At 67.8% G+C, this 24864-nt stretch carries 18 protein-coding genes and 1 tRNA gene; 14 read left to right on the top strand and 5 right to left on the bottom strand.

All coding sequences use genetic code 11. The features are described from left to right. Positions 1 to 18: 18 nt before the first annotated feature. Genes JMF86_RS10745 through JMF86_RS10735 form a run of 3 tightly spaced genes read left to right on the top strand, consistent with a single transcriptional unit; the run spans position 19 to position 3603 of the window. The gene (locus JMF86_RS10745) at positions 19 to 858 is read left to right on the top strand and encodes a gamma-glutamyl-gamma-aminobutyrate hydrolase family protein (RefSeq protein ID WP_201316995.1); all 840 of its coding nucleotides are present in this window, start codon (positions 19 to 21) and stop codon (positions 856 to 858) included. After that, positions 843 to 2180, top strand: a complete 1338-nt coding sequence (locus tag JMF86_RS10740; protein ID WP_069232896.1) for a glutamine synthetase family protein — start codon at positions 843 to 845, stop codon at positions 2178 to 2180. Before JMF86_RS10745 ends, JMF86_RS10740 begins: the two co-directional genes overlap by 16 nt. A 28-nt stretch (positions 2181 to 2208) precedes the next feature. Beyond that, a complete protein-coding gene (locus JMF86_RS10735) occupies positions 2209 to 3603 on the top strand; it encodes an aspartate aminotransferase family protein (RefSeq protein ID WP_201316994.1) in 1395 nt (464 codons plus the stop codon). A gap of 113 nt (positions 3604 to 3716) precedes the next feature. Here the strand turns inward: JMF86_RS10735 and JMF86_RS10730 are convergent. Beyond that, positions 3717 to 3791, bottom strand: a tRNA-Val gene (locus tag JMF86_RS10730). A gap of 98 nt (positions 3792 to 3889) precedes the next feature. Further along, positions 3890 to 4792 (bottom strand): LysR family transcriptional regulator, encoded by a 903-nt coding sequence (locus JMF86_RS10725; RefSeq protein ID WP_041489528.1) that lies wholly within the window; start codon positions 4790 to 4792, stop codon positions 3890 to 3892. A gap of 173 nt (positions 4793 to 4965) precedes the next feature. Between JMF86_RS10725 and JMF86_RS10720 the strand changes: the two genes are divergently transcribed. The 3 genes from JMF86_RS10720 to JMF86_RS10710 all read left to right on the top strand — a co-directional run bounded on the left by JMF86_RS10720 (position 4966) and on the right by JMF86_RS10710 (position 9428). Then, positions 4966 to 6717 carry an acyl-CoA dehydrogenase family protein gene (locus JMF86_RS10720; protein WP_201316993.1) on the top strand — a complete coding sequence of 584 codons (1752 nt, stop codon included), beginning with the start codon at positions 4966 to 4968 and terminating at the stop codon, positions 6715 to 6717. Then, positions 6714 to 7925, top strand: a complete 1212-nt coding sequence (locus tag JMF86_RS10715) for a CaiB/BaiF CoA-transferase family protein (RefSeq protein ID WP_200161790.1) — start codon at positions 6714 to 6716, stop codon at positions 7923 to 7925. The genes JMF86_RS10720 and JMF86_RS10715 overlap by 4 nt, the downstream gene beginning before the upstream one ends. 90 nt (positions 7926 to 8015) lie before the next feature. Next, on the top strand, positions 8016 to 9428 hold the full coding sequence (locus tag JMF86_RS10710; protein WP_200161791.1) for an MFS transporter: 1413 nt from the start codon (positions 8016 to 8018) through the stop codon (positions 9426 to 9428). A gap of 230 nt (positions 9429 to 9658) precedes the next feature. Here JMF86_RS10710 and JMF86_RS10705 read toward each other — a convergent pair whose 3' ends face one another. Together JMF86_RS10705 and argA are read right to left on the bottom strand one after the other, a co-directional pair. Beyond that, entirely contained in the window at positions 9659 to 9934 is a 276-nt protein-coding gene (locus tag JMF86_RS10705) for an oxidative damage protection protein (protein WP_006478357.1), read from the bottom strand. A 53-nt stretch (positions 9935 to 9987) separates the two neighbouring features. Further along, a complete protein-coding gene (gene argA, locus JMF86_RS10700; protein WP_006497806.1) occupies positions 9988 to 11367 on the bottom strand; it encodes an amino-acid N-acetyltransferase in 1380 nt (459 codons plus the stop codon). Between the two features lie 23 nt (positions 11368 to 11390). Here argA and hrpA point away from each other — a divergent pair, with 23 nt between their 5' ends. The 5 genes from hrpA (at position 11391) to JMF86_RS10675 (ending at position 19525) form a co-directional block, all read left to right on the top strand. Beyond that, positions 11391 to 15599, top strand: a complete 4209-nt coding sequence (hrpA, locus tag JMF86_RS10695; RefSeq protein ID WP_200161793.1) for an ATP-dependent RNA helicase HrpA — start codon at positions 11391 to 11393, stop codon at positions 15597 to 15599. Positions 15600 to 15779: 180 nt separating this feature from the next. Continuing rightward, positions 15780 to 16769 (top strand): beta-propeller fold lactonase family protein, encoded by a 990-nt coding sequence (locus tag JMF86_RS10690; protein WP_054927971.1) that lies wholly within the window; start codon positions 15780 to 15782, stop codon positions 16767 to 16769. A gap of 16 nt (positions 16770 to 16785) precedes the next feature. Continuing rightward, a complete protein-coding gene (locus JMF86_RS10685) occupies positions 16786 to 17760 on the top strand; it encodes a sterol desaturase family protein (RefSeq protein ID WP_023477463.1) in 975 nt (324 codons plus the stop codon). 125 nt (positions 17761 to 17885) lie between these two features. Then, entirely contained in the window at positions 17886 to 18713 is an 828-nt protein-coding gene (locus tag JMF86_RS10680; protein ID WP_054927970.1) for an EI24 domain-containing protein, read from the top strand. After that, on the top strand, positions 18710 to 19525 hold the full coding sequence (locus tag JMF86_RS10675; RefSeq protein ID WP_054927969.1) for a molybdopterin-binding protein: 816 nt from the start codon (positions 18710 to 18712) through the stop codon (positions 19523 to 19525). The genes JMF86_RS10680 and JMF86_RS10675 overlap by 4 nt, the downstream gene beginning before the upstream one ends. A gap of 116 nt (positions 19526 to 19641) precedes the next feature. Here the strand turns inward: JMF86_RS10675 and JMF86_RS10670 are convergent, their stop codons facing one another. Beyond that, on the bottom strand, positions 19642 to 20106 hold the full coding sequence (locus JMF86_RS10670; RefSeq protein ID WP_201316992.1) for a rhodanese-like domain-containing protein: 465 nt from the start codon (positions 20104 to 20106) through the stop codon (positions 19642 to 19644). A gap of 407 nt (positions 20107 to 20513) precedes the next feature. Here JMF86_RS10670 and glnA point away from each other — a divergent pair, with 407 nt between their 5' ends. The 3 genes from glnA to ntrC all read left to right on the top strand — a co-directional run bounded on the left by glnA (position 20514) and on the right by ntrC (position 24782). Continuing rightward, a complete protein-coding gene (gene glnA / locus JMF86_RS10665; RefSeq protein ID WP_011549441.1) occupies positions 20514 to 21929 on the top strand; it encodes a type I glutamate--ammonia ligase in 1416 nt (471 codons plus the stop codon). Positions 21930 to 22090: 161 nt separating this feature from the next. Then, positions 22091 to 23233 carry a nitrogen regulation protein NR(II) gene (gene glnL / locus JMF86_RS10660; RefSeq protein WP_006478366.1) on the top strand — a complete coding sequence of 381 codons (1143 nt, stop codon included), beginning with the start codon at positions 22091 to 22093 and terminating at the stop codon, positions 23231 to 23233. A gap of 37 nt (positions 23234 to 23270) precedes the next feature. Then, positions 23271 to 24782 carry a nitrogen regulation protein NR(I) gene (gene ntrC / locus JMF86_RS10655; protein WP_023477459.1) on the top strand — a complete coding sequence of 504 codons (1512 nt, stop codon included), beginning with the start codon at positions 23271 to 23273 and terminating at the stop codon, positions 24780 to 24782. Positions 24783 to 24864 lie beyond the last annotated feature (82 nt).

Raw genomic sequence — 24864 nt, 5'->3', positions numbered from 1 at the left:
ATCACCGGAGAGACGCCGATGCGCGCACGACCGATCGTAGCCGTCACCGCCGACCGCATCTTGCGCGGCGCCCATCCGAACCACACGGCGGGTGAGAAGTACCTCGCCGCCGTCGTCGACGGCGCCGGCGCGCTGGCGTTCGTGCTGCCCGCGCTCGGCGCGCGGCAGCCGGCCGACGCGATCGTCGCGGCAATCGACGGGCTGCTGTTGACCGGCAGCTATTCGAACGTCGAACCGCATCATTACGGCGGCACCGCCAGCGCGCCCGACACGCTGCACGATCCGGCGCGCGACGCGACCGCGTTGCCGCTGATCCGCGTGGCGATCGACGCAGGCGTGCCGGTGCTCGCGATCTGCCGCGGCATGCAGGAGCTGAACGTCGCGTACGGCGGCACGCTGCATCAGCGGCTGCATGCGACGACCGGTTTCGACGACCATCGCGAACGGCCGGCCGATCCGCTCGAACGGCAGTACGGTCCCGCGCACGTCGTGCAGCTCGCGCCAGGCGGCCTGCTGCAGCGGGTCGCGCGCGGCGCGCACGAGGCGACGGTCAATTCCCTGCACGACCAGGGCATCGCGCGGCTGGGCACCGGGCTCGCGGTCGAAGCGAGCGCGCCCGACGGGCTCGTCGAGGCCGTCAGCGTGCGCGGCGCGCGTGCATTCGCGCTGGGCGTGCAGTGGCATCCCGAATGGCGCTACGCGGAGCAGCCGCTGTCGCGCGACATCTTCGCGGCATTCGGCGCGGCGTGCCGCGCGCGCATGACGCACCGCATGCATGCTGCTGGCGGCGCGACGCCGTCGCCGGCCGCATCCGACATCGACATCGACCAACGAGGCCGATCATGCAACCCGAACTGAGCGAATTCCTGCGACAGCACCGTATCACCGAAGTCGAGGCGATCATTCCCGACATGGCCGGCATCGCGCGCGGCAAGATCATTCCGCGCAACAAGTTCGAATCCGGCGAATCGATGCGCCTGCCGCAGGCCGTGATGGTGCAGACCGTCACCGGCGACTATCCGGAGGACGGCACGCTGACCGGCGTGACCGATCCCGACATGGTGTGCGTGCCCGATCCGTCGACGATCTGCCTGATCCCGTGGGCGGTCGATCCGACCGCGCAGGTGATCCACGATTGCGTGCATTTCGACGGCTCGCCGGTCGAGATCTCGCCGCGCTACGTGCTGCGCCGCGTGCTCGACCTGTACGAGGCGAAGGGCTGGAAACCCGTGGTCGCGCCCGAGCTCGAGTTTTATCTGGTCGACATGAACGCCGACCCCGACCTGCCGCTGCGTCCGCCCGTCGGCCGCACGGGGCGGGCGGAAACGGGCCGCCAGTCGTATTCGATCGAGGCGGTCAACGAGTTCGATCCGCTGTTCGAGGACATCTACGAGTACTGCGAAATGCAGGGGCTCGATATCGAGACGCTGATTCACGAAGTCGGCGCCGCGCAGATGGAGATCAACTTCGTGCATGGCGACGCGCTGCCGCTGGCCGACCAGGTGTTCCTGTTCAAGCGCACGGTGCGCGAGGCCGCGCTGCGTCACAACATGTATGCGACCTTCATGGCCAAGCCGATGGAAAACGAACCGGGTTCCGCGATGCACATTCATCAGAGCCTTGCGGACATGCGCACCGGGCGCAATCTGTTCGCCGACGAAAACGGCGCCGTGTCGCCGCTGTTCCGCAGCTATCTGGCGGGGTTGCAGAAGTACACGCCGGCGCTGATGCCGATCTTCGCGCCTTACATCAATTCGTACCGCCGCCTGTCGCGTTTCATGGCCGCGCCGATCAACGTGCAGTGGGGCTACGACAACCGCACGGTGGGCTTTCGCATTCCGCAGTCGAGCCCGATCGCGCGCCGCATCGAGAACCGGATTCCGGGCGTCGACTGCAACCCGTACCTCGCGTTCGCGGCGACGCTCGCCGCCGGCTATCTCGGCATGACGCAACAGCTCGCGCCGACCGAGCCGATCGCATCGGACGGCTACGACCTGCCGTACCAGCTGCCGCGCAACCTCGAGGAAGGCATCTCGCTGATGGCCGCGTGCGAGCCGCTCGCCGGCATCCTCGGCGACAAGTTCGTGAAGGCCTACCTGGCGTTGAAGGAAACCGAATATGAAGCGTTCTTCCGCGTGATCAGCTCGTGGGAACGCAGGCACTTGCTGCTGCACGTATAAGCGTGCGGCGCTGTTTGACGGAGAAAACATGACCGATCGAAATGAAGCTTTTCCGCCGCGCTCGACCGCCGATTTTCGCGCGCTCGATGCCGCCCACCACATCCACCCGTTCTCCGACATGGGCGCGCTCAACCGCGCCGGCAGCCGCGTGATCGTGAAGGCCGACGGCGTCTATCTGTGGGACTCGGACGGCAACAAGGTGATCGACGGGATGGCCGGCCTGTGGTGCGTGAACGTCGGCTACGGCCGCAAGGAGCTCGCCGACGCCGCGTATCGCCAGATCCAGGAACTGCCGTTCTACAACACGTTCTTCAAGACCACGCATCCGCCGGTGATCGAGCTTTCCGCGATGCTCGCGGAAGTGACGCCCGCCGGCTTCAACCACTTCTTCTATTGCAACAGCGGCTCGGAAGGCAACGACACCGTGCTGCGTCTCGTGCATCAATACTGGCGCGTGCAGGGCAAGCCGCAGAAGAAGGTCGTGATCTCGCGCAAGAACGGCTATCACGGCTCGACGATCGCGGGCGGCACGCTCGGCGGGATGGGCTACATGCACGAGCAGATGCCATCGAAGGTCGAGCACATCGTGCACATCGACCAGCCGTATTTCTTCGGCGAAGCGGCAACCGGCGAGACGCCCGAAGCGTTCGGCCTCGCACGCGCGCAGCAGCTCGAAGCGAAGATTCTCGAACTCGGCGCGGAGAACGTCGCGGCATTCATCGGCGAGCCGTTCCAGGGCGCGGGCGGCGTGATCTTCCCGCCGTCGACGTACTGGCCGGAGATCCAGCGGATCTGCCGCAAGTACGACATCCTGCTGGTCGCCGACGAAGTGATCGGCGGCTTCGGGCGCACCGGCGAATGGTTCGCGCACCAGCACTTCGGCTTCGAGCCGGACCTGGTCACGATGGCGAAGGGCCTCACGTCGGGCTACGTGCCGATGGGCGCGGTCGGCATTCACGAGCGCGTCGCGCGCCCGATCATCGACAACGGCGAATTCAATCACGGCCTCACGTACTCGGGGCACCCGGTGGCGGCGGCCGTCGCGGTCGCGAACCTGAAGCTGCTGCGCGACGAGGGGATCGTCGAGCGGGTGAAGACCGACATCGGGCCGTATTTCCAGCGCCGGCTGCGCGACACGCTGGGCGACCATCCGATCGTCGGGGAGATCGCGGGAGCGGGGCTGGTTGTGGGTGTTCAACTGGCGCGCGACCGGAGCCGGCGCGAGCGCTTCGGCGCGGACGTCGATGTCGGCACGATCTGCCGCGACTTCTGCTTCAACGGCAACCTGATCATGCGCGCGACCGGCGACCGGATGCTGCTGTCGCCGCCGCTCGTGATTCGCGAGGCGGAGGTCGACGAGATCGTCGACAAGGCGAAGCGCGCGTTCGACGCGACGGCGGAGCGGGTGGGGCACGGACGGTAAGCCGGTACCTGCGTGCGGCGTGGCGTCGAATGACGTGGCGCCCGCGTCGCGGGACACGCGCGACGCCAAAACGAAAAGGGCTTGCGTCGTGAGACGCAGGCCCTTGAATTCTTTGGTGGGCGGTACTGGGATCGAACCAGTGACCCCTGCCGTGTGAAGGCAGTGCTCTACCGCTGAGCTAACCGCCCAAAGAAGAATCAAATTATGTCAGAGATTTTGGGGCTCGTAAAGCCCTTTCTGCAAATTTTTTCAAATAGCCGCAAGCACCGGATCGCGAGCCGCGCGCTCAGCCCGCCAGCGCAGGCAGCGCGTCGATCGACGCGCGCACGTAGCCGGCGAAGCGCAGCGCCACCGGTTCGGCGGTGCCGCTGCGTTTCAGCGCGAGCGTGCGCGATTCGAGCGACGCATCCTTCAGCGGCAGGAACGCGAGCCGGTCGCTTTTCGCCTGCTGCAGCACGCGCGGCACCAGCGCGATGCCCATCCCGAACTCGATCATCGACAGGATCGTCTGCCACAGCCGCGCCTCGTGGCGGATCAGCGGACTGAATCCCGCGTTCACGCACTGCGCGATGATCAGGTCGTGATAGTGCGGAGCGGCGTCGCGCGGAAACAGGATGAACGGTTCGGTCGCGAGCGTGGCGAGCGCGACCTGCCTGCGCCGCGCGAGCGGATGCGCGGCCGGCAGGCAGCACACGAACGGCTCCGCATAGACGGCCACCGATTCGACCTCGGGCGGGAAGTGGCCCCAGTGCGCATAGCCGAGATCGATCTGGCCGCGCTGGATCGCCTGCACCTGCGCGTGCGTGTTCATCTCGCTCAGCACGACCTCGACGCCCGGATAGTCGGCCTCGAAGCGCCGCACGGCGTCGGGCAGCCCGCGATACAGCATCGAATGGACGAAGCCGATCCGCAGCCGGCCGGCGAGCCCCGACGCGGAGCGCACCGTCAGGCGCTCGGCTTCGTCCGCCTGCAGCAGCAGCCGGCGCGCTTCGCCGAGCAGCACCTCGCCCGCGTTGGTCAGCGCGACCGTCTTGTTGGTGCGCGAGAACAACTGCACGCCGAGCGCGTCCTCGAACTTGCGGATGTCGAAACTCAGCGCCGGCTGCGAGATGAACAGGCGCTTCGCCGCGCGCCCGAAATGCAGCTCCTCGGCGACCGCCACGAAGTAGCGCAACTGCCTCAGTTCCACGGTGTCTCCTCCCGGCGTCGGCATCGATAAGCGATCTCTATCGTACCGGACAAATCCTGTATTGGACGCTTATCGATCGCGCGCCTACGCTCTGCGGGAGGCTCGATGCAGGGCCGGCCGGGCGCTGCGGCGCGCGGCCCGGTCGCTGCACCGGCAACCCAGGAGACGCACGCATGAACGACACCGCTCGCACGCCGGACACCGGCGCATCCAATATCCCCGATACCCGGGGCATCAATTTCTTCACCCTCGATCCCGATCTCGGCGCGTTGCTGAAGCTGCATCTCGGCGACGCGCACTATGCCGAACTCGAGCCGCGGCTGCGCGCGCTCGGCGCGCGCGTGTCGGGCGAACTCGACGAGTGGGCGTCGCGCGCGGACAAGCATCCGCCCGTGCTCGAGCATCGCAACCGGCGCGGCGAGGCCGTGCAGCGGATCGACAAGGACCCGGCGTACGTCGCGCTCGAACGCGTCGCGTATGCGGAGCTCGGGCTCGCATCACTGAGCCATGGAGCCGAAACCGTGCCGCCGCTCGTCAAGTACGCGCTGACGTTCCTGTTCGTGCAGGCGGAATTCGGGCTGTGCTGCCCGGTCAGCATGACCGATTCGCTGACGCGCACGCTGCGCCGCTTCGGCGATCCCGCGCTCGTCGCGCGCTACCTGCCGCGGCTCGCCTCGCGCGACTTCGACACGCTGTACCAGGGCGCGATGTTCATGACCGAGCAGGCGGCCGGCTCCGACGTCGGCCGTATCGCGACGCGCGCGACCAGCGAAACCGACGCGCACGGCGAGACCGTCTGGCGGCTGACCGGCGACAAGTGGTTCTGCTCGAACGCGGACGCCGATCTCGCGATGGTGCTCGCACGGCCCGACGGCGCGCCGGACGGCATCAAGGGCCTCGCGCTGTTCCTGCTGCCGAAGACATTGCCGGACGGCACGCGCAACCGCTACCGGATCGTGCGCCTGAAGGACAAGCTCGGCAGCCGTTCGATGGCCAGCGGCGAGATCGCGCTCGAAGGTGCGCAGGCGTACCTGATCGGCGAGATCGGCCGCGGCTTTCACCAGATGGCCGACATGATCAACATGTCGCGGCTGTCGAACGGCGTGCGCGCGGCGGGGCTGATGCGGCGCGCGCTGAACGAAGCGCTGCACGTCGCCGCGCATCGCGAGGCATTCGGCCGCAAGCTGATCGAGATGCCGCTGATGCAGCGCCAGTTGATGAAGATGCTGCTGCCGGCCGAGGCCGCACGCGCGATGTTCATGCAGATCGCGCTGCTGCTGCCGCAGGCCGACGCGGGCGACGAGCAGGCCGCGCGCTGCGTGCGGATCCTGACGCCGCTGATCAAGTTCCGCGCCTGCCGCGACGCGCGCCGCGTGACGGGCGACGCGATGGAAGTGCGCGGCGGCACCGGCTATATCGAGGAATGGAGCGATGCGCGGCTCGTACGCGACGCGCATCTCGGTTCGATCTGGGAAGGGACGAGCAACATCGTCGCGCTCGACGTCGCGCGTGCCGCGCAACGCGAGCATGCGCTCGACGCGCTGCGGACGTTCCTCGGCGATCGTCTGGGCGCGGCGCCGCTGCCCGAGGCGAGCCGCACGGCGCTGCGGCGCATCCTTGTACGGGCATGCGATGCACTTGCGAGGGTGGCCGGGGAAGGCGACGACGCGCGCGTGCGGCAGGCCGCGTCCGCGCTGTATTACGCGAGCGCGGCCGTGCTGATGGCCTGCGAGGGCGCACGGCTCGCGCCGGATTTCCGGCGTCTCGCGCTCGCGCACCTGATCGTGCGGCACAAGCTGCTGCCTGTCGATCCGCTCGCGCCGGCCCCGCGCGACGACGAATCGGCCGCGTCCGACGCGCTGCTGCGCGGCCTGCCGGTCGCGCTCGACATGGCGCTCGACCTGCTGCCGGAGGTCGAGCGATGAACCCGACGCGTGGCGCACTGGACGGCCTGAAGGTCGTCGACCTGAGCCGGGTGCTCGGCGGCCCGTACTGCACGCAGGCGCTCGCCGACCACGGCGCGACGGTGGTCAAGATCGAGCCGCCCGCCGGCGACGAGACGCGTGGCTGGGGGCCGCCGTTCCTCGGCGACACGGCGTGGTACTTCATGGGCGTGAACCGCAACAAGGAAGGGCTCGCGCTCGACCTGTCGCACGACGAAGGGCGCGCGATCCTGTGGCGCCTGCTCGAAGAAGCCGACGTGCTCGTCGAGAATTTCAAGCCCGGCACGCTCGCGCGCTGGGGGATGGACTACGCACGCGACCTGCAGCCGCGCTTGCCGCGCCTGATCCACTGCGCGGTGACGGGCTTCGGCGCCGACGGTCCGCTCGGCGGGCTGCCGGGCTACGACGCGGTGATCCAGGCGATGGCCGGGCTGATGAGCGTGAACGGCGAACGCGACGGCGACGCGACCCGCATCGGTTTGCCGATCGTCGACATGGTCACGGGGCTCAACGCGCTCGCCGGCATCCTGCTGGCGCTCGCGGAGCGCGAGAAGAGCGGGCGCGGGCAGTCGATCGACGTCGCACTGTACGACTGCGGCGTGTCGCTGCTGCATCCGCACCTGCCGAATTTCTTCGGCTCGGGCCGCGTGCCGGAACGCAGCGGCAACGCGCATCCGAACATCGCGCCGTACGACAGCTACCGCACGGCGACCGTGCCGATCTTCCTCGCGGTCGGCAACGACCGGCAGTTCGCACGGTTGGTCGCGCATCTCGGCGCGCCGGCGCTCGCCGCCGATCCGCGCTTCGTCGACAACCGCAGCCGCTGTGCGCACCGGCCCGAGCTGAAGGCCGAACTGGAAGCGCGGCTCATCGCGCACGCGTGCGAGCCGCTCGCGCGCGACCTGATGGCGGCCGGCGTGCCGTGCGGGCCGGTGCGCACGGTGGCCGACGTCGCGCACGATCCGCATGCGCTACATCGCAACCTGTTCGTCGAGATCGGCGCGTATCGCGGCACCGCGTCGCCGGTGAAGCTGTCGCGCACGCCGGCCACCTACCGGTCGGCGCCGCCCGCGCTCGGCCGCGACACGCGCGCGGTGCTCGACCGGCTCGGCGTCGATCGCGTGCTTCAGCAACAACTGCTCGATGCCGGCGTGCTGAAGACGGCAGCCGGCGAGTCGCCGCCCGACTGACACGACGCCGCCGGCCGGCGGCGTGATGCCGGCCACCCGGGAAAGGCGCGCGCGAGTCGCGCCCCCGATCATCACAATATGGAGACATCGATGAGCCGTCCGCAATCCCCGCCCGCAGCACAACCGCGGCCCGGCCGCGCCGCCCTCGCGGCGTTCGTCGGCACCACGATCGAGTGGTACGACTTCTACATCTACGGCACGGCCGCGGCGCTCGTGTTCGGCAAGGTGTTCTTTTCGAGCACGATGGACCCCGGCGTCGCGACGCTGCTCGCGTTCGTCACGTTCTGGGCCGGCTTCGCCGCGCGGCCGCTTGGCGGCATCGTGTTCGGCCATCTCGGCGATCGCGTCGGCCGCAAGACCGCGCTCGTGATCACGCTGGTGATGATGGGGCTCGCGACGACCGGCATCGGCCTGCTGCCCGGTTACGCGTCGATCGGCGTCTGGGCGCCGGCGGGCCTCGTCGCGCTGCGCGTGCTGCAGGGCATCGCGGTCGGCGGCGAGTGGGGCGGCGCGGTGCTGATCGCGAGCGAGAATGCGCCGAAGCATCGCAGCATCCTGTATGCGGCGTTCGCGCAGCAAGGCTCGCCCACCGGCAACCTGCTGGCCACGGCGGCATTCTTCGCGCTGAGCACGCTGCCGACCCCGTCGTTCCTGATGTGGGGCTGGCGCATTCCGTTCCTGCTGTCGGCCGTGCTCGTGATCATCGGCATGGTGATCCGGCTGAGGCTCGAGGAGTCGGTCGACATGCAGCGTGTGCTCGCGCGCAAGCGCACGGTGAAGCTGCCGCTGCGCGAGGTCGTGCGCGATCACTGGGTCGTCGTGCTGCTCGCGGCCGGCACGCTGCCGGTGATCAACGTCACGTATTTCCGCAGCACGTTCGCTCTGTCGTGGGCGACCAAGGAACTCGGTTACGCGCAGGGCACGTTCCTCGGCATCCTGTCGATCTCGCTCGTCGTGCAATTCCTGATGCAGCCGGTCGGCGCGTGGTTCGTGTCGAAGGTCGACATGCGGCGCGCGATGTGCTGGATCCTGATTCCGGAAATCGTGCTGATGCCCGTGATGTTCCATGCGCTCGCGACGCGTTCGTACTGGGTCGCCGTCGCGGGCATGTGCATCTCGACGATTCCGTCGGCGATGTTCTATGGTGCGGTCGGCGGCGTGCTCGCCCGCGTGTTCCCGGCCAACATCCGCTATACGGGCCTGTCGCTCGCATATCAGTTGAGCGCGCTGGTCGCCGGCGGCGGCACGCCGGTGCTCGCGCAGGCGATTCTCAATGCGACCGGCAGCATCGTCGGCGTCGCGATCGCGTCGGGGCTGTACGCGCTCGTGTCGCTGGCGTGCATGCTGGCGCTGCTCAATCGCACCGGATATCGCGCCGACGAGCTGTCGAGCGCCGAGCGCAGCGATGCGGCCGAGTGGGGCACCGAAGGCGCGAGCGCCGATCGTCCGGTCGGCGAGCCGGTGCAGCCGGACGATCGCGGCACGTTGAAACCGGCGGGGTGAGCCGGGGAGGCCGGCGTGATTCGGCACGCTCGCGATTCGGCAATTCGGTGATTCGGCGCTCCGTCGGCATCGCGCGTCGGACCGAGTGCGCGTGGCGCAGCCTCGACTCGTTCCGATCACGCAGCCCAAAAGCAAACGGCACCGTGCGATCCACGGTGCCGTTTGCTCGGGCGTTTGCTTCAAGTCACGACGAGATCGGCGCGGCCGGCCGTCGCGAGTCGAGCGTCGCTTCAGCCTTCCGTCGGCGGCACGTAGCCGGACGCCTGGTCCGCGCCGTCGCCGAAGAAGTACTTCTCCGTCTGCTTCATCAGGTACTGGCGCGCGCGCGGGTCGGCCATGTTCAGGCGGTTTTCGTTGATCAGCATCGTTTGCTGCTTGAGCCAGCCTTGCCATGCTTCCTTCGAGACGCTCTCGTAAATGCGCTTGCCGAGTTCGCCCGGCAGCGGCGGGAAATCGAGGCCTTCGGCTTCCTTGCCGAGCTTCGCGCATTGGATCATTCGAGCCATCGTGTACTTCTCCTGTAATCGGTGTCTGGGGGGAAGGGCAGTCGTGCCTGCGCTCAGAGCTGCTTCATCAGCACGAGCGACTTGCGCTGCCAGTTATAGAGTTTGCGGCGGTCTTCCGGCAGGTCGTCGACGCTGACCTTGACGAAGCCGCGCTTGAGGAACCAGTGCTCGGTGCGCGTCGTGAGCACGAAGATGTGCGTGAGGCCGCGCGCGCGGGCGCGCTGCTCGATGCGCTTGAGCAGGCGTTCGCCGTCGCCTGAGCCCTGCGCTTCCGGTGCGACCGTCAGGCACGCCATCTCGCCGATCTTCTCCTGCTGGTACGGGTACAGCGCCGCGCAGCCGAACAGCACGCCATCGTGCTCGATCACCGAGAAGTGGTCGATGTCGCGTTCGATCTGGTGGCGGCCGCGCCGCACCAGCGTGCCGTCGGACTCGAGCGGCTCGATCAGCGACAGGATGCCGCCGACGTCGTCCGGCGTCGCCTCGCGCAGGCTTTCGAGGTTCTCGTACGAGATCATCGTGCCGACGCCGTCGTGCAGGAACAGTTCGAGCAGCATGCTGCCGTCGAGCGACTGCGGGATCAGGTGGGCCCGGGTCACGCCGCCGCGGCACGCGCGGATCGAGTGCTTCAGGAAGAACGCGTCGTCGCCCTGGATGTTGCCGGAATCGAGCAGCTCGGCCGCCGCGTCGAGCGACATTTCGCGCACCAGCTCGCCTTCGTCGTCGACGATGCCGGGCCCGTCGGTCAGGAAGATGATCTTGTCGGCGCGCAGCGCGATCGCGGCCGCCGACGCCACGTCTTCCATCGACAGGTTGAAGGCCTCGCCGGTCGGCGAGAAACCGAGCGGCGACAGCAGCACGAGCTTGCGGCTCGCGAGCGAATGACGGATCGATTCGGCGTCGATCTTGCGCACGATGCCCGTGTGCGCGAAATCGACCCCGTCGAGAATCCCCACCGGCCGTGCGGTCACGAAGTTGCCGGACACGACGCTGATGTGCGCGTGCGCCATCGGCGAGTTTGGCAGACCCTGGCTGATCGCGGCCTCGATGTCGAGACGCACTTCGCCGGCCGCTTCCTTCGCGGATTCGAGCGCGCGCGCATCGGTGATGCGCAGCCCGTGCGAAAACTCGGATTCGACGCCGTGCAGGCTCAACTGCTCCTCGACCTGCGGGCGCGAGCCGTGCACCAGCACGATCTGGATGCCCATCGCCTGCAACAGCGCGATGTCGGACACGAGCGCGTTCAGCAGACCCTGCTGCACCACCTCGCCGCCGAACCCCACGACGAACGTGCTGTTGCGGAACTTGTGGATATAGGGCGCGACGGAGCGCATCCAGTCGACGAACTGCGCGTGGCTGGCGGCCGAATCGTCGGCGGCCGGCGGCGTCGCGGCGCCGGTCTGGGCGGGAGGGAGGTCGGTTTGGGAATTCATGGGCGGGATTATAATGCGCCCCCATGTCGAATGTTTCTAAAAGTCCCGCGCCGACGCGGGCCAATACGCCGTCGGCGAAGCACCCGGATGGTGCGGCCGATGCGCGCGAGCAGCAGGGCCAGCCGTCGCGCCAGCAGCAGGGCACGCCGGCGGGCAAGCCGGCACCCGCACCGCGCGGGCCGCGCAATGACGAACGGCGCGGCGACGCGCGCCAGCCGGCCGCGAAGGGCGCGCCGCAGACAACCGGCGAGCGCGCCCCGCGCCGCGAGCGTGCGCCGCGCGCCGCGGTGGCACCGAATCCCGTCCCGCCGATCACGTACCCCGAAAGCCTGCCCGTGTCGGGCAAGCGCGACGAAATCGCGCGCGCGATCGCCGGTCATCAGGTTGTCATCGTCTGCGGCGAAACCGGCTCGGGCAAGACCACGCAGTTGCCGAAGATCTGTCTCGATCTCGGCCGCGGCCTCGGCGCCGGCGGCACGGGCCTGATCGGCCATACGCAGCCGCGGCGCCTGGCCGCATCGTCGACCGGCCGCCGCATCGCCGAGGAACTCGGCACGCCGTTCGGCGAGGTGGTCGGCTACAAGGTGCGCTTCACCGACAACCTCGCGCCGGGCGCATCCGTCAAGCTGATGACGGACGGCATCCTGCTCGCCGAGACGCAGACCGATCCGCTGCTGAAGGCGTACGACACGCTGATCATCGACGAGGCGCACGAGCGCAGCCTGAACATCGACTTCCTGCTCGGCTATTTGAAGGAAATCCTGCCGCGGCGGCCGGACCTGAAACTGATCGTCACGTCCGCGACGATCGATGCCGACCGTTTCGCGCGCCATTTCGGTACCGACGAGCGTCCGGCGCCCGTGATCGAGGTGAGCGGGCGGCTGTATCCGGTCGAGATGCGCTACCGCCCGGTGGCCGAGGATCGCCCGGCGGTGAAGAACGCCGAAGGCACGGGCGGCCGCGATCGCGTGAAGACCGCGCGCGAGGCCGAGCGCGACCTGATGGACGCGATCGTCGACGCGGTCGACGAGCTGTGCCGCGAAGGCCCTGGCGACGTGCTGGTGTTCCTGCCCGGCGAGCGCGAGATCCGCGAGGCGGCCGAGGCGCTGCGCAAGCATCATCCGCCGCACACCGAGATCCTGCCGCTGTTCGCGCGGCTGTCGGCGGCCGACCAGGACAAGGTGTTCAAGGCGTCGAACGCGCGCCGGATCGTGCTCGCGACCAACGTGGCCGAAACCTCGCTGACGGTGCCGGGCATCCGCTACGTGGTCGACACCGGCCTCGCGCGCGTGAAGCGCTATTCGTACCGGAACAAGGTCGAGCAGCTGCAGGTCGAGTCGATCTCGCAGGCGGCCGCGAACCAGCGTGCGGGCCGCTGCGGCCGCGTGGCCGATGGCGTCTGCATCCGCTTGTACGAGGAAAGCGACTACCAGGCGCGCGCACGCTTCACCGACCCGGAAATCCTGCGCTCGTCGCTCGCGTCGGTGATCCTGCGGATGAAATCGCTGCACCTGACGGCGATCGAATCGTTCCCGTTCCTCGAACCGCCGCCCGGCCGCGCGATCGCGGACGGCTACCAGTTGCTCAACGAACTCGGCGCGGTCGACGACGACAACGCGCTGACGCCGCTCGGCCGCGAGTTGGCGCGGCTGCCGCTCGACCCGCGCGTCGGCCGGATGATTCTCGCCGCGCGCGACCAGCAGTCGCTGCGCGAGGTGCTGATCATCGCGAGCGCGCTGTCCGTGCAGGACCCGCGCGACCGCCCGATCGAGGCGCAGGAGCAGGCCGACCACGCGCATCGCCGGTTCGCCGACGAGCGCTCCGAATTCCTGCAGTGGCTGAAGATCTGGGCGTGGTTCGAAGAGGCCGTCGCGCACAAGAAGTCGAATCGCCAGTTGATCGACGCGTGCCGGCAGAACTTCCTGTCGCACCTGCGGCTGCGCGAATGGCGCGACGTCCATTCGCAGCTGCTGACGGTCGTGCGCGAGCACGGCTGGCGACTCAACGAAGTCGAGGCCACCTACGAGCAGATTCATCTGGCCCTGTTGACGGGCCTGCTCGGCAACCTCGGGATGAAGGCCGACGACGATCCGCATTACCTTGGCGCGCGTGGCATCAAGTTCTACCTGTGGCCGGGCTCCGCGCTCGCGAAGAAGGCCGGCCGCTGGGTGATGGCGGCCGAACTGGTCGAGACGAGCCGGCTGTACGCGCGCTGCCTCGCGAAGATCGAGCCCGAGTGGGTCGAGAAGATCGGCGCGCACCTGCTGAAGAAATCGTTGTCGGAGCCGCACTGGGAGAAGCGTCCGGCGCAGGTCAGCGCATTCGAGCGCGCGACGCTGTACGGGCTGCCGATCTACCACCGGCGGCGCGTTGCGTTCGGCAAGCAGGACCCGGCGCGCGCCCGCGAGCTGTTCATCCGTGGTGCGCTGGTCGAAGGCGAATTCGACACGAAGCTGCCGTTCTTCGCGCACAACCGCAAGCTGCTCGCCGACATCGAGCAGCTCGAACACAAGTCGCGCCGCCAGGACGTGCTGGTCGACGACGAGCTGATCTACGCGTACTACGACCAGGCGATTCCCGAAGGCATCCACACGGGCGCCGCGTTCGAGCGCTGGTATCGCGACGAGGTGAAGAAGGGCGGCCAGGCGGAGGACAAGCAGCGGCTGCTGTACCTGTCGCGCGACGACCTGATGCGCCACGAGGCGGCCGGCGTCACGACCGACCTGTTTCCGAAGCGCGCGACGATGGCCGGCGTCGAGATGGCGCTCACGTATCATTTCGAGCCGGGCACGCCGCGCGACGGCGTGACGCTCGCGGTGCCGCTCTTCGCGCTGAACCAGGTCGACGCGCGCCGTTGCGAGTGGCTCGTGCCGGGGATGCTGAAGGAAAAGGTGCAGTTGCTCCTGAAGTCGCTGCCGCAGAAGCTGCGCCGGCACTGCGTGCCGCTGCCCGAGTACGCGGCCGGCTTCGTCGAGCGGATGGGCCGCGAGCGCTTCGGTGCGGGTGGGCTCGTCGAGGCGCTGATCGCCGACGTGCGCGGCGAGACGCAGGTCGCGATGAAAACGGCCGACTTCAAGCTCGAGACGTTGCCCGCGCACCTGTTCATGAACTTCAAGGTGATCGACGAGCACGGCCGCCAGCTCGCGATGGGGCGCAATCTCGCGCAGCTTCGCCAGGAACTGGGCGCGCAGGCGCAGCAGCAGTTCCAGAAGATCGCGGCGGCGTCGACGATCGCGACCGGCGGCGCCGATGCCGGCGCGGGCGACGCAGGCGATACGCCGGCGCCCGCTGCCGCGCCGGGTTCGGCGGCGAAGGGCGGCAAGCCGGGCAAGGGCGCGGCGCCGCAGACGGCCACCGCGGCGGAAACCGGCGCGACCGCGCTGTACGAGAACCTGACGACGTGGAATTTCGGCAAGCTGCCCGAGCTGCTGGAAATCCGCCGGCGCGGCCAGACGCTGTACGGCTATCCGGCGCTCGTCGACCGCGGCACGCATTGCGACGTCGAGGTGTTCGATTCGCCGGAGGAGGCCGCGCGCATCCACCGGGCCGGCTTGCGGCGGCTGTTCGCGCTGCAGCTGAAGGAGCCGATCAAGTTCCTCGAAAAGAACCTGCCGGGCCTGCGCGAGATGGCGATGCAGTACATGTCGCTCGGCACGCAGGACGAGCTGCGCGACCAGCTGATCGATACGGCGCTCGACCGCGCGTGCCTGCAGGACCCGCTGCCCGACGACGACGCGAGCTTCCACGCGCGCCGCGACGAGGGCCGCAGCCGCCTGAACCTGCTCGCGCAGGAAATCGCGCGGCTCGTCGGGCAGATCCTGGCCGAATACGCGGGCCTCGTGAAGAAGCTCGCGCAGGCGAAGCCGTTCGCGCAGGCCCATGCGGACCTGCAGCAGCAACTGGCCGCGCTGGTCGGCAAGCGTTTCGTGATCGACACGCCTTACGCTCAGCTTGCGCACTTCCCGCGCTACCTGAAGGGCATCGCGCTGCGGATCGACAAGCTGAAGGCCGATCCGGCGCGCGACGCGAAGCAGTCGGCCGACCTGCTGCCGCTCGCCCAGCAGTACCAGCGCGCGGTGTCGCAGCGCGGCGGCGTCGCCGATGCGCGGCTCGCGGAATTCCGCTGGCTGCTCGAGGAACTGCGGATTTCGCTGTTCGCGCAGGAACTGCGCACGCCGATGCCGGTCTCTGTCAAGCGTCTGCACAAGGTCTGGGAGTCGATGCAGCGCTAGCGCAACTTCGATGGGCCGGGCCGGCATCGGCGGCCGGCCCCGGCCGGCCGCACGGCGCCTGCTGCCGCGGCTCGTCCGGCAGGCGGGGCGTGCGTCGAAGCGGCGCAATGCCGGCATGGGTCAACCGGCGGGGCCCGCCGAACGTTCTACAATGACTGCTGTTCCACGACGTGAGTCTTCATGCGCACTTTCCTTTCCCTCGGCCGCACGCTCGCGCTGGCCGCCGCCGTCCTGGCGCCCGCCGCCCACGCGAATAACGTGATCGTTCTCAACTCGGCCGAAGCGACGCTTTCCCTGATCGACCAGCAGACCCGCGAAGTCGTTTCCACGATGCCGACCGGCAAGGAACCGCACCATTTGATGGCGACGCCCGACAACGCGTCGCTGATCGTCGCAAATTCGGTCTCGAACAGCCTGATGTTCCTCGATCCTAAGACGGGCAAGCTGCAGCGCACCGTCGAAGGGATCGACGATCCTTACCAGCTCGGTTTCTCGCCCGATCGCAAGTGGTTCGCGGCGGCCGGCCTGCGGCTCGACCGCGTCGACATCTACGGCTACGACGGCCGCGACCTGAAGCTCGTGAAGCGCGTGCCGCTCGCGGTGATGCCGAGCCACCTCGCGTTCACGAAGGACAGCAAGACGCTGCTCGTGTCGCTGCAGGTGTCCGGCGAGATCGCGGCGATCGACCTGCCGACGCAGACGGTCAAATGGAGGATGAAGGTCGGCAAGGTGCCGGCCGGCCTGTGGCTCACGCCGGACGACAAATTCCTGCTCGTCGGGATGACCGGCGCGGATTACGTCGCGGTCGTCGACTGGCGCAACCAGAAGATCGTCAAGCAGATCTACACGGGCAAGGGCGCGCACAACTTCCGCTCGCTCGCCGACGGCACGCACGTCGCGGTGACGAACCGCGTCGCGAACACGATCAGCATCATCGACGAGAACACGCTCACCAACGTCGGCGACATCACGGGCCTGTTGCCGGGCCCCGACGACATGGAGCTGTCCGCCGACAAGAAGACGCTGTGGGTGACGTTCCGTTTCGCGAAGAAGGTCGGGATCATCGACCTGGCCTCGCGCAAGCTGGTGCAGACGATCGCCGTCGGCCGCTCGCCGCACGGCATCTACTTCTACGACCGCGCGCCGTGGAGAGCGGCGAACGGCGCGTGACGGGCGGAGGCGAACGATGCTGCACCTGATCGATGCGTTCGTGTCGGACATCCAGACCTGGCTGTACGTCGACGTCGTGCAGCCGCTCCTCTTCAAGTTCAACCTGATGGACTATGACGAGGACACCTACGACGCGCTGTACTGGGTGATCATCGGCGCGCTGCAGATGGTGCTGATGTTCGCGCTGCTGCGCCCGCTCGAGGCGCTGCTGCCGGTCGAGCGCTGGAAGAACCGCCGCGCGGTGCGGGTCGACGTGATCTACACGGCGATCTCGAAGCTCGGCATCTACACGCTGTTCTTCTTCTTCGCGCTGCAGCCGGTGTTCGACAACTTCCAGGCGTGGCTGCGCCTGCACGGCGTCGCGAACGTCAACCTCGACTATCTGTGGCCGGGCGTGACCTCGCAGCCGATCGTCGCGTTCGCGATCTACCTCGTCGTGCTCGATTTCGCCGGCTACTGGTATCACCGCTGGCAACACAAGTTCGGCGTCTGGTGGGAGCTGCACGCGGTCCATCACAGCCAGCGCCAGATGTCGCTGTGGTGCGACGACCGCAACCACCTGCTCGACGACGTGCTGCAGTCGTGCTTCTTCGCGGCGATCGCGCTCGTGATCGGCGTGACGCCGTCGCAGTTCGTCGTGCTCACCGCGGTCACGAACTTCGTGCAGAGCATCCAGCATACGAATGCGCGGCTGTCGTTCGGCTGGCTCGGCGAGCGCCTGCTCGTCAGCCCGATCTTCCACCGCCGCCACCATGCGGTCGGCTATGGCCACGAAGGCACCAAGTACGGCTGCAACTTCGGCGTGCTGTTCCCGTGGTGGGACATGATGTTCGGCACCGCGTCGTGGAGCCGCACGGTCGAGCCGACCGGCATCCGCGAGCAGGTCGAGGGCGTGTCCTATGGCGACGGCTTCTGGTCGCAGCACGGCCTGGCGTTCGTGCGGATCTTCCGGCGCCTGTTCCCCGCCAAGCGCGGCGCGGCGTCGGCCTGATCCCCTCCGGCCGTTCTCCCGTTGAACGACCCTTCCACGCGGCCCGCATGCGCTTTGGCGCATGCGGGCCGCGTGGTTTATCCTTTCCCCGTTTTTCTCCGTCAATCCAGATTCCATAGGCTCGCATGAACGACTTGCTGCGTTCCTTCGTCCGGGCGCTCGCCAGCGCGTTGCACCCGCGCATGCTGTGGCTCACCCTGATGCCGTTCGTCGTGTCGGCGCTGCTGTGGGGCGCCGTGCTGTGGTTCTCGTGGCAGACGCTGCTGGACCTCGCGCGCGGCGCGCTCGACGGCTTCGTGCTGACGGCCATGCTGTATCGCGCGTTCGACGCGATCGGCATGTCGCAACTGCATGCGGTCGTCGCGCCGTTCGTGGTCGTGTCGCTCGCGATCCCGCTGATCGTGCTGACCGTGCTGCTGCTGATCGCGACGATCTCGATGCCGGTCGTGATCAAGCACCTGTCGAATCGCCAGTTCGCGGCGCTCGAAGCGAAGCGGGGCGGCACCTTCTTCGGCAGCGTGGTCAATTCGCTCGGCGCGGCGATCGTCGGCGTCGTGCTGCTCGTCGTCACGATCCCGCTGTGGCTGATTCCGCCGTTCTTCGCGCTGCTGCCGCCGGTGATCTGGGGCTGGCTCACGTACCGCGTGATGACCTACGACGCGCTCGCGCTGCACGCGAGCCGCGACGAGCGCCGCGCGCTGGTGCGCCGGCACCGCTGGCCGCTGATCGGCATCGGCGTCGCGACCGGGCTGCTCGGCACCGTGCCGACCTTCGTGTGGGTCTCGTCGGTCTGGATGATGGTGCTGTTCCCGTTCGTCGCGGCCGCCATGATCTGGGTTTACGCTTTCATCCTCGTCTTCTCGGCGCTGTGGTTCGGGCACTACTGCCTGCGCGCGCTGGAAGACCTGCGCGCCAGTGCGCGCGCCACCGCAATCGACATGAGGCAGGCATGAGCATCGGCATCATCATCATCGGCGACGAAATCCTTTCGGGCCGCCGGCAGGACAAGCATCTGGCGAAGGTCATCGAGCTGCTCGGCGCGCGCGGCCTCGCGCTCGACTGGGCCGAATACGTTGGCGACGATCCGGCGCGTATCACCGCGACGCTCGCGCGCGCGATCGCATCGGGCGACATCGTGTTCTCGACGGGCGGGATCGGCGCGACGCCGGACGACCACACGCGCCAGTGCGCGGCCGCCGCGCTCGGCGTGCCGCTCGAGCTGCATCCGGAGGCGAAGACGTTGATTTCGGAGCGCATTCGCGAGACGCACACCGATCCGGCCGCGCCGGTCGACTTCGAGTCGCCGGAGAACCAGCATCGCTTCAACATGGGCGTGTTCCCGGCGGGCGCGACGATCATCCCGAACGGCTACAACCGGATTCCCGGCTTCTCGGTCGGCGATCTGCATTTCGTGCCGGGCTTCCCGGTGATGGCGTGGCCGATGATCGAATGGGTGCTCGATACGAAGTACGCGCATCTGCATCACGCGACGCCGCATGCCGAGCGCTCGCTGTACGTGTTCGAGCTGCCGGAATCGACGCTCACGCCGTTGATGGAGAAGATCGAGCGCGATTTCCCCGGCGTGCGCGTGTTCAGCCTGCCGAGCGTCGGCGACGCGGAGCGCGGCGGCATCTATGCGCGCCGTCACATCGATCTCGGCGTGAAGGGCGAGCCGGAAGCGGTCGCGGCCGCGTTCGTGAAGCTGCGCGAAGGCGTGCACCTGCTCGGCGGCGACGTCGTCGAGCCCGATACGCCGCGCGCCTGAGCGGCCTGCCACGCCGCCTTGTCAAAAGCAACGGGCCGCGCAACGCGGCCCGTCATCGGCATGTCATCGCCCGGCTCGACGATGAGGTCGTCGCAGCCGGCGTGAGCGGCGCGCGCTCAGGCGCCGATCCACGGCAGTTTGCGGAAGCACCAGCCGTCGACCGTCTTGCGGTGGCCTTCGGCGTCCTTCGCGCCTTCGAAGCCTTCGAGCAGGTCGAACGCCTTCGTGAAGCCGGCCTGCGCGGATGCGACCGCGGCGAGCTTCGAGCGCGCGGCGCTGCGGCACAGGAACAGGATGGGCGTATCGGCCGGGAGGGCCGCCTTCAGTTCGTTGACGAATTCGGCGTTCGGCACGCCGCCCGGGTAACGCGTCCATTCGAGGTGCAGGTACTGGTCGTCGCCGACGAGCGGGCGGCCGATCCAGTCGAGCTCGGCGCGGGTGCGCACGTCGACCAGGCGCGCCGACGGGTCGAGCTGCAGCAGTTCGAATGCTTCGACCGGCAGCAGCGCGCCGGCATAGTTGAGCGCGCCTTGTGCGCGGCGTTCGTCGGCCTTCGCGTAAAGCTGGTCCAGCGTACTCATGGTAGGGAGTCTCCGTATCGGTCAAACGATCATTCTAGCGCGACGTCGCGGCACGGACGTCCGCCTGCGACACGGTGCATGGGCCGTACACGCGCTCACCAAAAGAGTGCAGAATGGCGCGAATGCACCAAAATAACTCGCTCGAAGCGACGGGGCTCGATGGTTGCACCACGTCGGTGCTTTCGGGGCGGAACCGATGGCGGGTAAAGCCCCGGAATCGCGCAGCGCAGCCCTGTCCTGGCGAGCCCTGACGCGATTCGCGCCGATCCTGCATGAAGGTGGCACGGAAGCTGCTATATAGAATTCGGTCGAATCGGGGCGCGCTGCGCCAAAGCAAGACCCCGATCAGCTCGATAAACGAGGCGGTTTCCCAGTCCGCCGGAATTGTTCAATCAGGAGAAGAGGTTATGAGTAAAACCGTCGCCGACGTCATGCAGCTCGTGAAGGACGAGGACGTCAAGTTTGTCGATTTCCGCTTCACGGATACGCGCGGCAAGGAACAGCACGTGTCGGTGCCGGTTTCGGCGTTTGACGAAGACAAGTTCGAAAGCGGCCATGCATTCGACGGTTCGTCGATCGCGGGCTGGAAGGGCATCGAGGCGTCGGACATGCTGCTCATGCCGGACCCGACCGCTGCCTTCGTCGACCCGTTCTACGAAGAGTCGACCCTCGTGCTGACCTGCGACGTGGTCGAGCCGGCCGACGGCAAGGGCTACGAGCGCGACCCGCGTTCGCTCGCGAAGCGCGCGGAAGCCTACCTGAAGAGCACGGGTATCGGCGACACGGCGTACTTCGGTCCGGAACCGGAATTCTTCATTTTCGACTCGGTCCAGTGGAACACGGACATGTCGGGCTGCTTCGTGAAGATCAACTCGGAAGAAGCACCGTGGTCGGCCGGCAAGGAATTCGAAGGCGGCAACACCGGCCACCGTCCGGGCACGAAGGGCGGCTACTTCCCGGTCGCGCCGGTCGACACGTTCCAGGACATGCGTTCGGAAATGTGCCTGCTGCTCGAGCAGCTCGGCATCCCGGTCGAAGTGCACCACCACGAAGTGGCGGGCCAGGGCCAGAACGAAATCGGCACGAAGTTCTCGACGCTGGTTCAGCGCGCCGACTGGACGCAATGGTCGAAGTACATCATCCATAACGTCGCGCACTCGTACGGCAAGACGGCGACGTTCATGCCGAAGCCGGTCGTCGGCGACAACGGTTCGGGCATGCACGTTCACCAGTCGATCTGGAAGGACGGCCAGAACCTGTTCGCGGGCAACGGCTACGCCGGCCTGTCGGAACTGGCGCTGTTCTACATCGGCGGCATCATCAAGCACGCCCGTGCGCTGAACGCGATCACGAACCCGACGACGAACTCGTACAAGCGTCTGGTCCCGCACTTCGAAGCACCGGTCAAGCTCGCCTACTCGGCACGCAACCGTTCGGCATCGATCCGCATTCCGCACGTGTCGAACCCGAAGGGCCGCCGTATCGAAACGCGCTTCCCGGACCCGATGGCGAACCCGTACCTGTTGTTCTCGGCGCTGATGATGGCCGGCCTCGACGGGATCCAGAACAAGATCCATCCGGGCGAAGCAGCCGACAAGAACCTGTACGACCTGCCGCCGGAAGAGGATGCAAAGATCCCGACCGTCTGCGCAGGCCTCGACCAGGCACTGGAAGCGCTCGACAAGGATCGCGAGTTCCTGACCCGTGGCGGCGTGTTCACGGACAGCATGCTCGACGCGTACCTCGCGCTGAAGGAGCAGGAGCTGGCGAAGTTCCGCATGACGACGCACCCGATCGAGTTCGAGATGTACTACTCGCTCTAATCGGCGATGGCGCTTCGATTCAGCGCCGTCATGCCGGTTCGTTCCCGTCGCGCGGCTGGCGGCGGGAACGGCGGAGTCTGAAAGGGGACGGCGTCCGGCCGTCCCTTTTTTGTTCCGACGATTTTCATTTTCTGGCCCGGTGAGGCGCGACAAGCACGCAGATGGTTCTGAAGAATCTGATCAAGGCGAAAACGGGGCAACCCGAACGACTGACGGACGACGAGCGGCTCGCGCGCTCGGGTCTGCTGGCGGGGCTCGAAGCGCTGCCGACGGTCGTGATCGTGCTCGACCGCAAGACGCTGCGGGTCGCGTTCGCGAACCCGTCCGCGGAGGCGATGCTCGACATCTCGCGGCGGCAGCTCGCACAGCGGCCGTGGGGCGAGATTTTTCCGAACGCGAACGAGCTTGCGTCGACGATCACCGCGATCGGCCAGGAACGCTTTCACGCGACGCACCTCGATACGGTGCTCGACCGGCCCGGCCGCGAACCGCTGCACGTGCATGCGATCGTCGGCTTCCTCGAGAGCGCGCCCGATTTCGTGCTCGTCGAGCTGTTCGAGAACGAGCGGCAGTCGCGCACCGATCGGGAAGAGCGCATCCACGACCTGACCGCGGTCAACAAGCAACTGATCCGCAACCTCGCGCACGAGATCAAGAACCCGCTCGGCGGCATTCGCGGCGCAGCCCAGCTGCTCGAATTCGAACTGGGCGAGCGCGAGCGCGGCGAGTTGCGCGAATACACGCAGGTGATCATCAAGGAATCCGATCGCCTGCAGACGCTCGTCGATCGGCTGTTGGAGCCGCACCGGCATCCGCACATCGTCGGCGACGTGAACATTCATGAAGTGTGCGAACGCGTGCGCGCGGTGATGCTCGCGGAATTTCCGCGCGGGCTCACGATCGAGCGCGATTACGACGTGAGCGTGCCCGACCTGCGCGGCGACAAGGAGCAGTTGATCCAGGCGCTGCTCAACATCGTTCGCAACGCCGCGCAGGCGCTGCGCGAACGGATCGCGCAGGGCGACGCGAAGATCGAGCTGCGCACGCGCATCGCGCGCAAGATCACGATCGCGAAGCGCCTGTACAAGCTGGCACTGGACTTGCACGTGGTCGACAACGGGCCCGGCATTCCGGAAGAGATCCGCGACCGGATCTTCTACCCGCTCGTGTCCGGACGCGACGACGGCAGCGGCCTCGGCCTCACGCTCGCGCAGACGTTCGTGCAGCAGCACGACGGGATGATCGAGGTCGAAAGCCGGCCCGGACGTACCGAATTTCAGATTCTGCTGCCGCTCGACCATTGAGCGGCAGCATTGCGATTCACCCATACCTGACCGACCTATGAAGCCGATCTGGATAGTAGACGACGACCAATCGATCCGCTGGGTGCTTGAAAAGGCACTCGCCCGGGACAGCTTCGCGACGAAGAGCTTCGCGAACGTGCGCGATGCGCTGGCCGCGCTCGACCACGAGACGCCGCAGGTGCTCGTGTCCGACATCCGGATGCCGGGCGGCTCGGGCCTCGAGTTGCTGCAGGCGATGCACGAGCGGCTGCCGGGCCTGCCCGTCATCATCATGACGGCGTTCTCCGATCTCGACAGCGCCGTCGCGGCGTTCCAGGGCGGCGCGTTCGAATACCTCGCGAAGCCGTTCGACGTCGACAAGGCGGTCGAGCTGATCCGCCGCGCGGTGGAAGAAAGCCTGCGCGGCGGCGCGCCGCAGGACGAGCGCGTGGCCGAGGCGCCCGAGATGCTCGGCCAGGCGCCGGCGATGCAGGACATGTTCCGCGCGATCGGCCGCTTGTCGCATTCGGCCGCGACCGTGCTGATCACCGGCGAGTCGGGCACCGGCAAGGAGCTCGTCGCGCGGGCGCTGCACCGTCACAGCCCGCGTGCGAACGGACCGTTCATCGCGCTGAACACGGCGGCGATTCCGAAGGATCTGCTGGAATCCGAACTGTTCGGCCACGAGCGCGGCGCGTTCACCGGCGCGCAGACGACGCGCCAGGGCCGCTTCGAGCAGGCCGAGAACGGCACGCTGTTCCTCGACGAAATCGGCGACATGCCGTTCGATCTGCAGACGCGCCTGTTGCGCGTGCTGTCGGACGGGCAGTTCTACCGCGTGGGCGGCCACAACCCGCTGCGCGCGAACGTGCGCGTGATCGCCGCGACGCACCAGAATCTCGAGTCGCGCGTGCGGCAGGGGCTGTTCCGCGAGGACCTTTACCATCGGCTCAACGTGATCCGGCTGCGTCTGCCGCCGCTGCGCGAACGCAGCGAGGACATCGCGCTGCTCACGCGCCACTTCCTGCAGAAGAGCGCGCGCGATCTCGGCGTCGAGCCGAAGCGCGTGTCCGACGATGCGCTCGCGTACCTGACGTCGCTGCCGTTTCCCGGCAACGTGCGGCAGCTCGAGAACCTCGCGAACTGGCTGACCGTGATGGCGCCCGCGCAGACGGTCGAGATCAAGGATCTGCCGCCCGACCTCGTGCCGGCCGGTGCGCCGGTCGTCGCGACGGGCGACGGCGCGGACGCGCACGGCAGCGGCGGTCACGCAGCGGCGCCTGCCGCGATCGGTGCAGCGCCGACGGCCGCGCCCGTCGCGAGCGCGGCGAACGGCAGCGCGCCGGCCGGCTACCCGTTGTGGGAGCACGGGCTGCGCACCGAAGTCGCGCGGCTGTTGCGCGAGAACTCGGCCGACGTGATGGACGAACTCGCACGCCGCTTCGAAGCCGCCGTGATCCGCGAGGCGCTCGACTTCACGCGCGGTCGCAAGGTCGAGGCCGCAGAGCGGCTCGGCATCGGCCGCAACACGATCACGCGCAAGATCCAGGAACTCCATCTGGAACCCTGAGCACGATTCGCGGCATGCGCGGGCCCGCGCATGCCGCGATCGGACATAATCGCGGTTTGCATGCAGCTTGCCATTCCGCGAT

It is taken from the genome of Burkholderia sp. E168m15, assembly GCF_016586105.1.
Classification (GTDB): Bacteria; Pseudomonadota; Gammaproteobacteria; order Burkholderiales; family Burkholderiaceae; genus Burkholderia; species Burkholderia orbicola.
The sequence above is the reverse complement of the archived record's forward strand: the minus strand, read 5'-3'. Positions and strand labels throughout refer to the sequence as shown.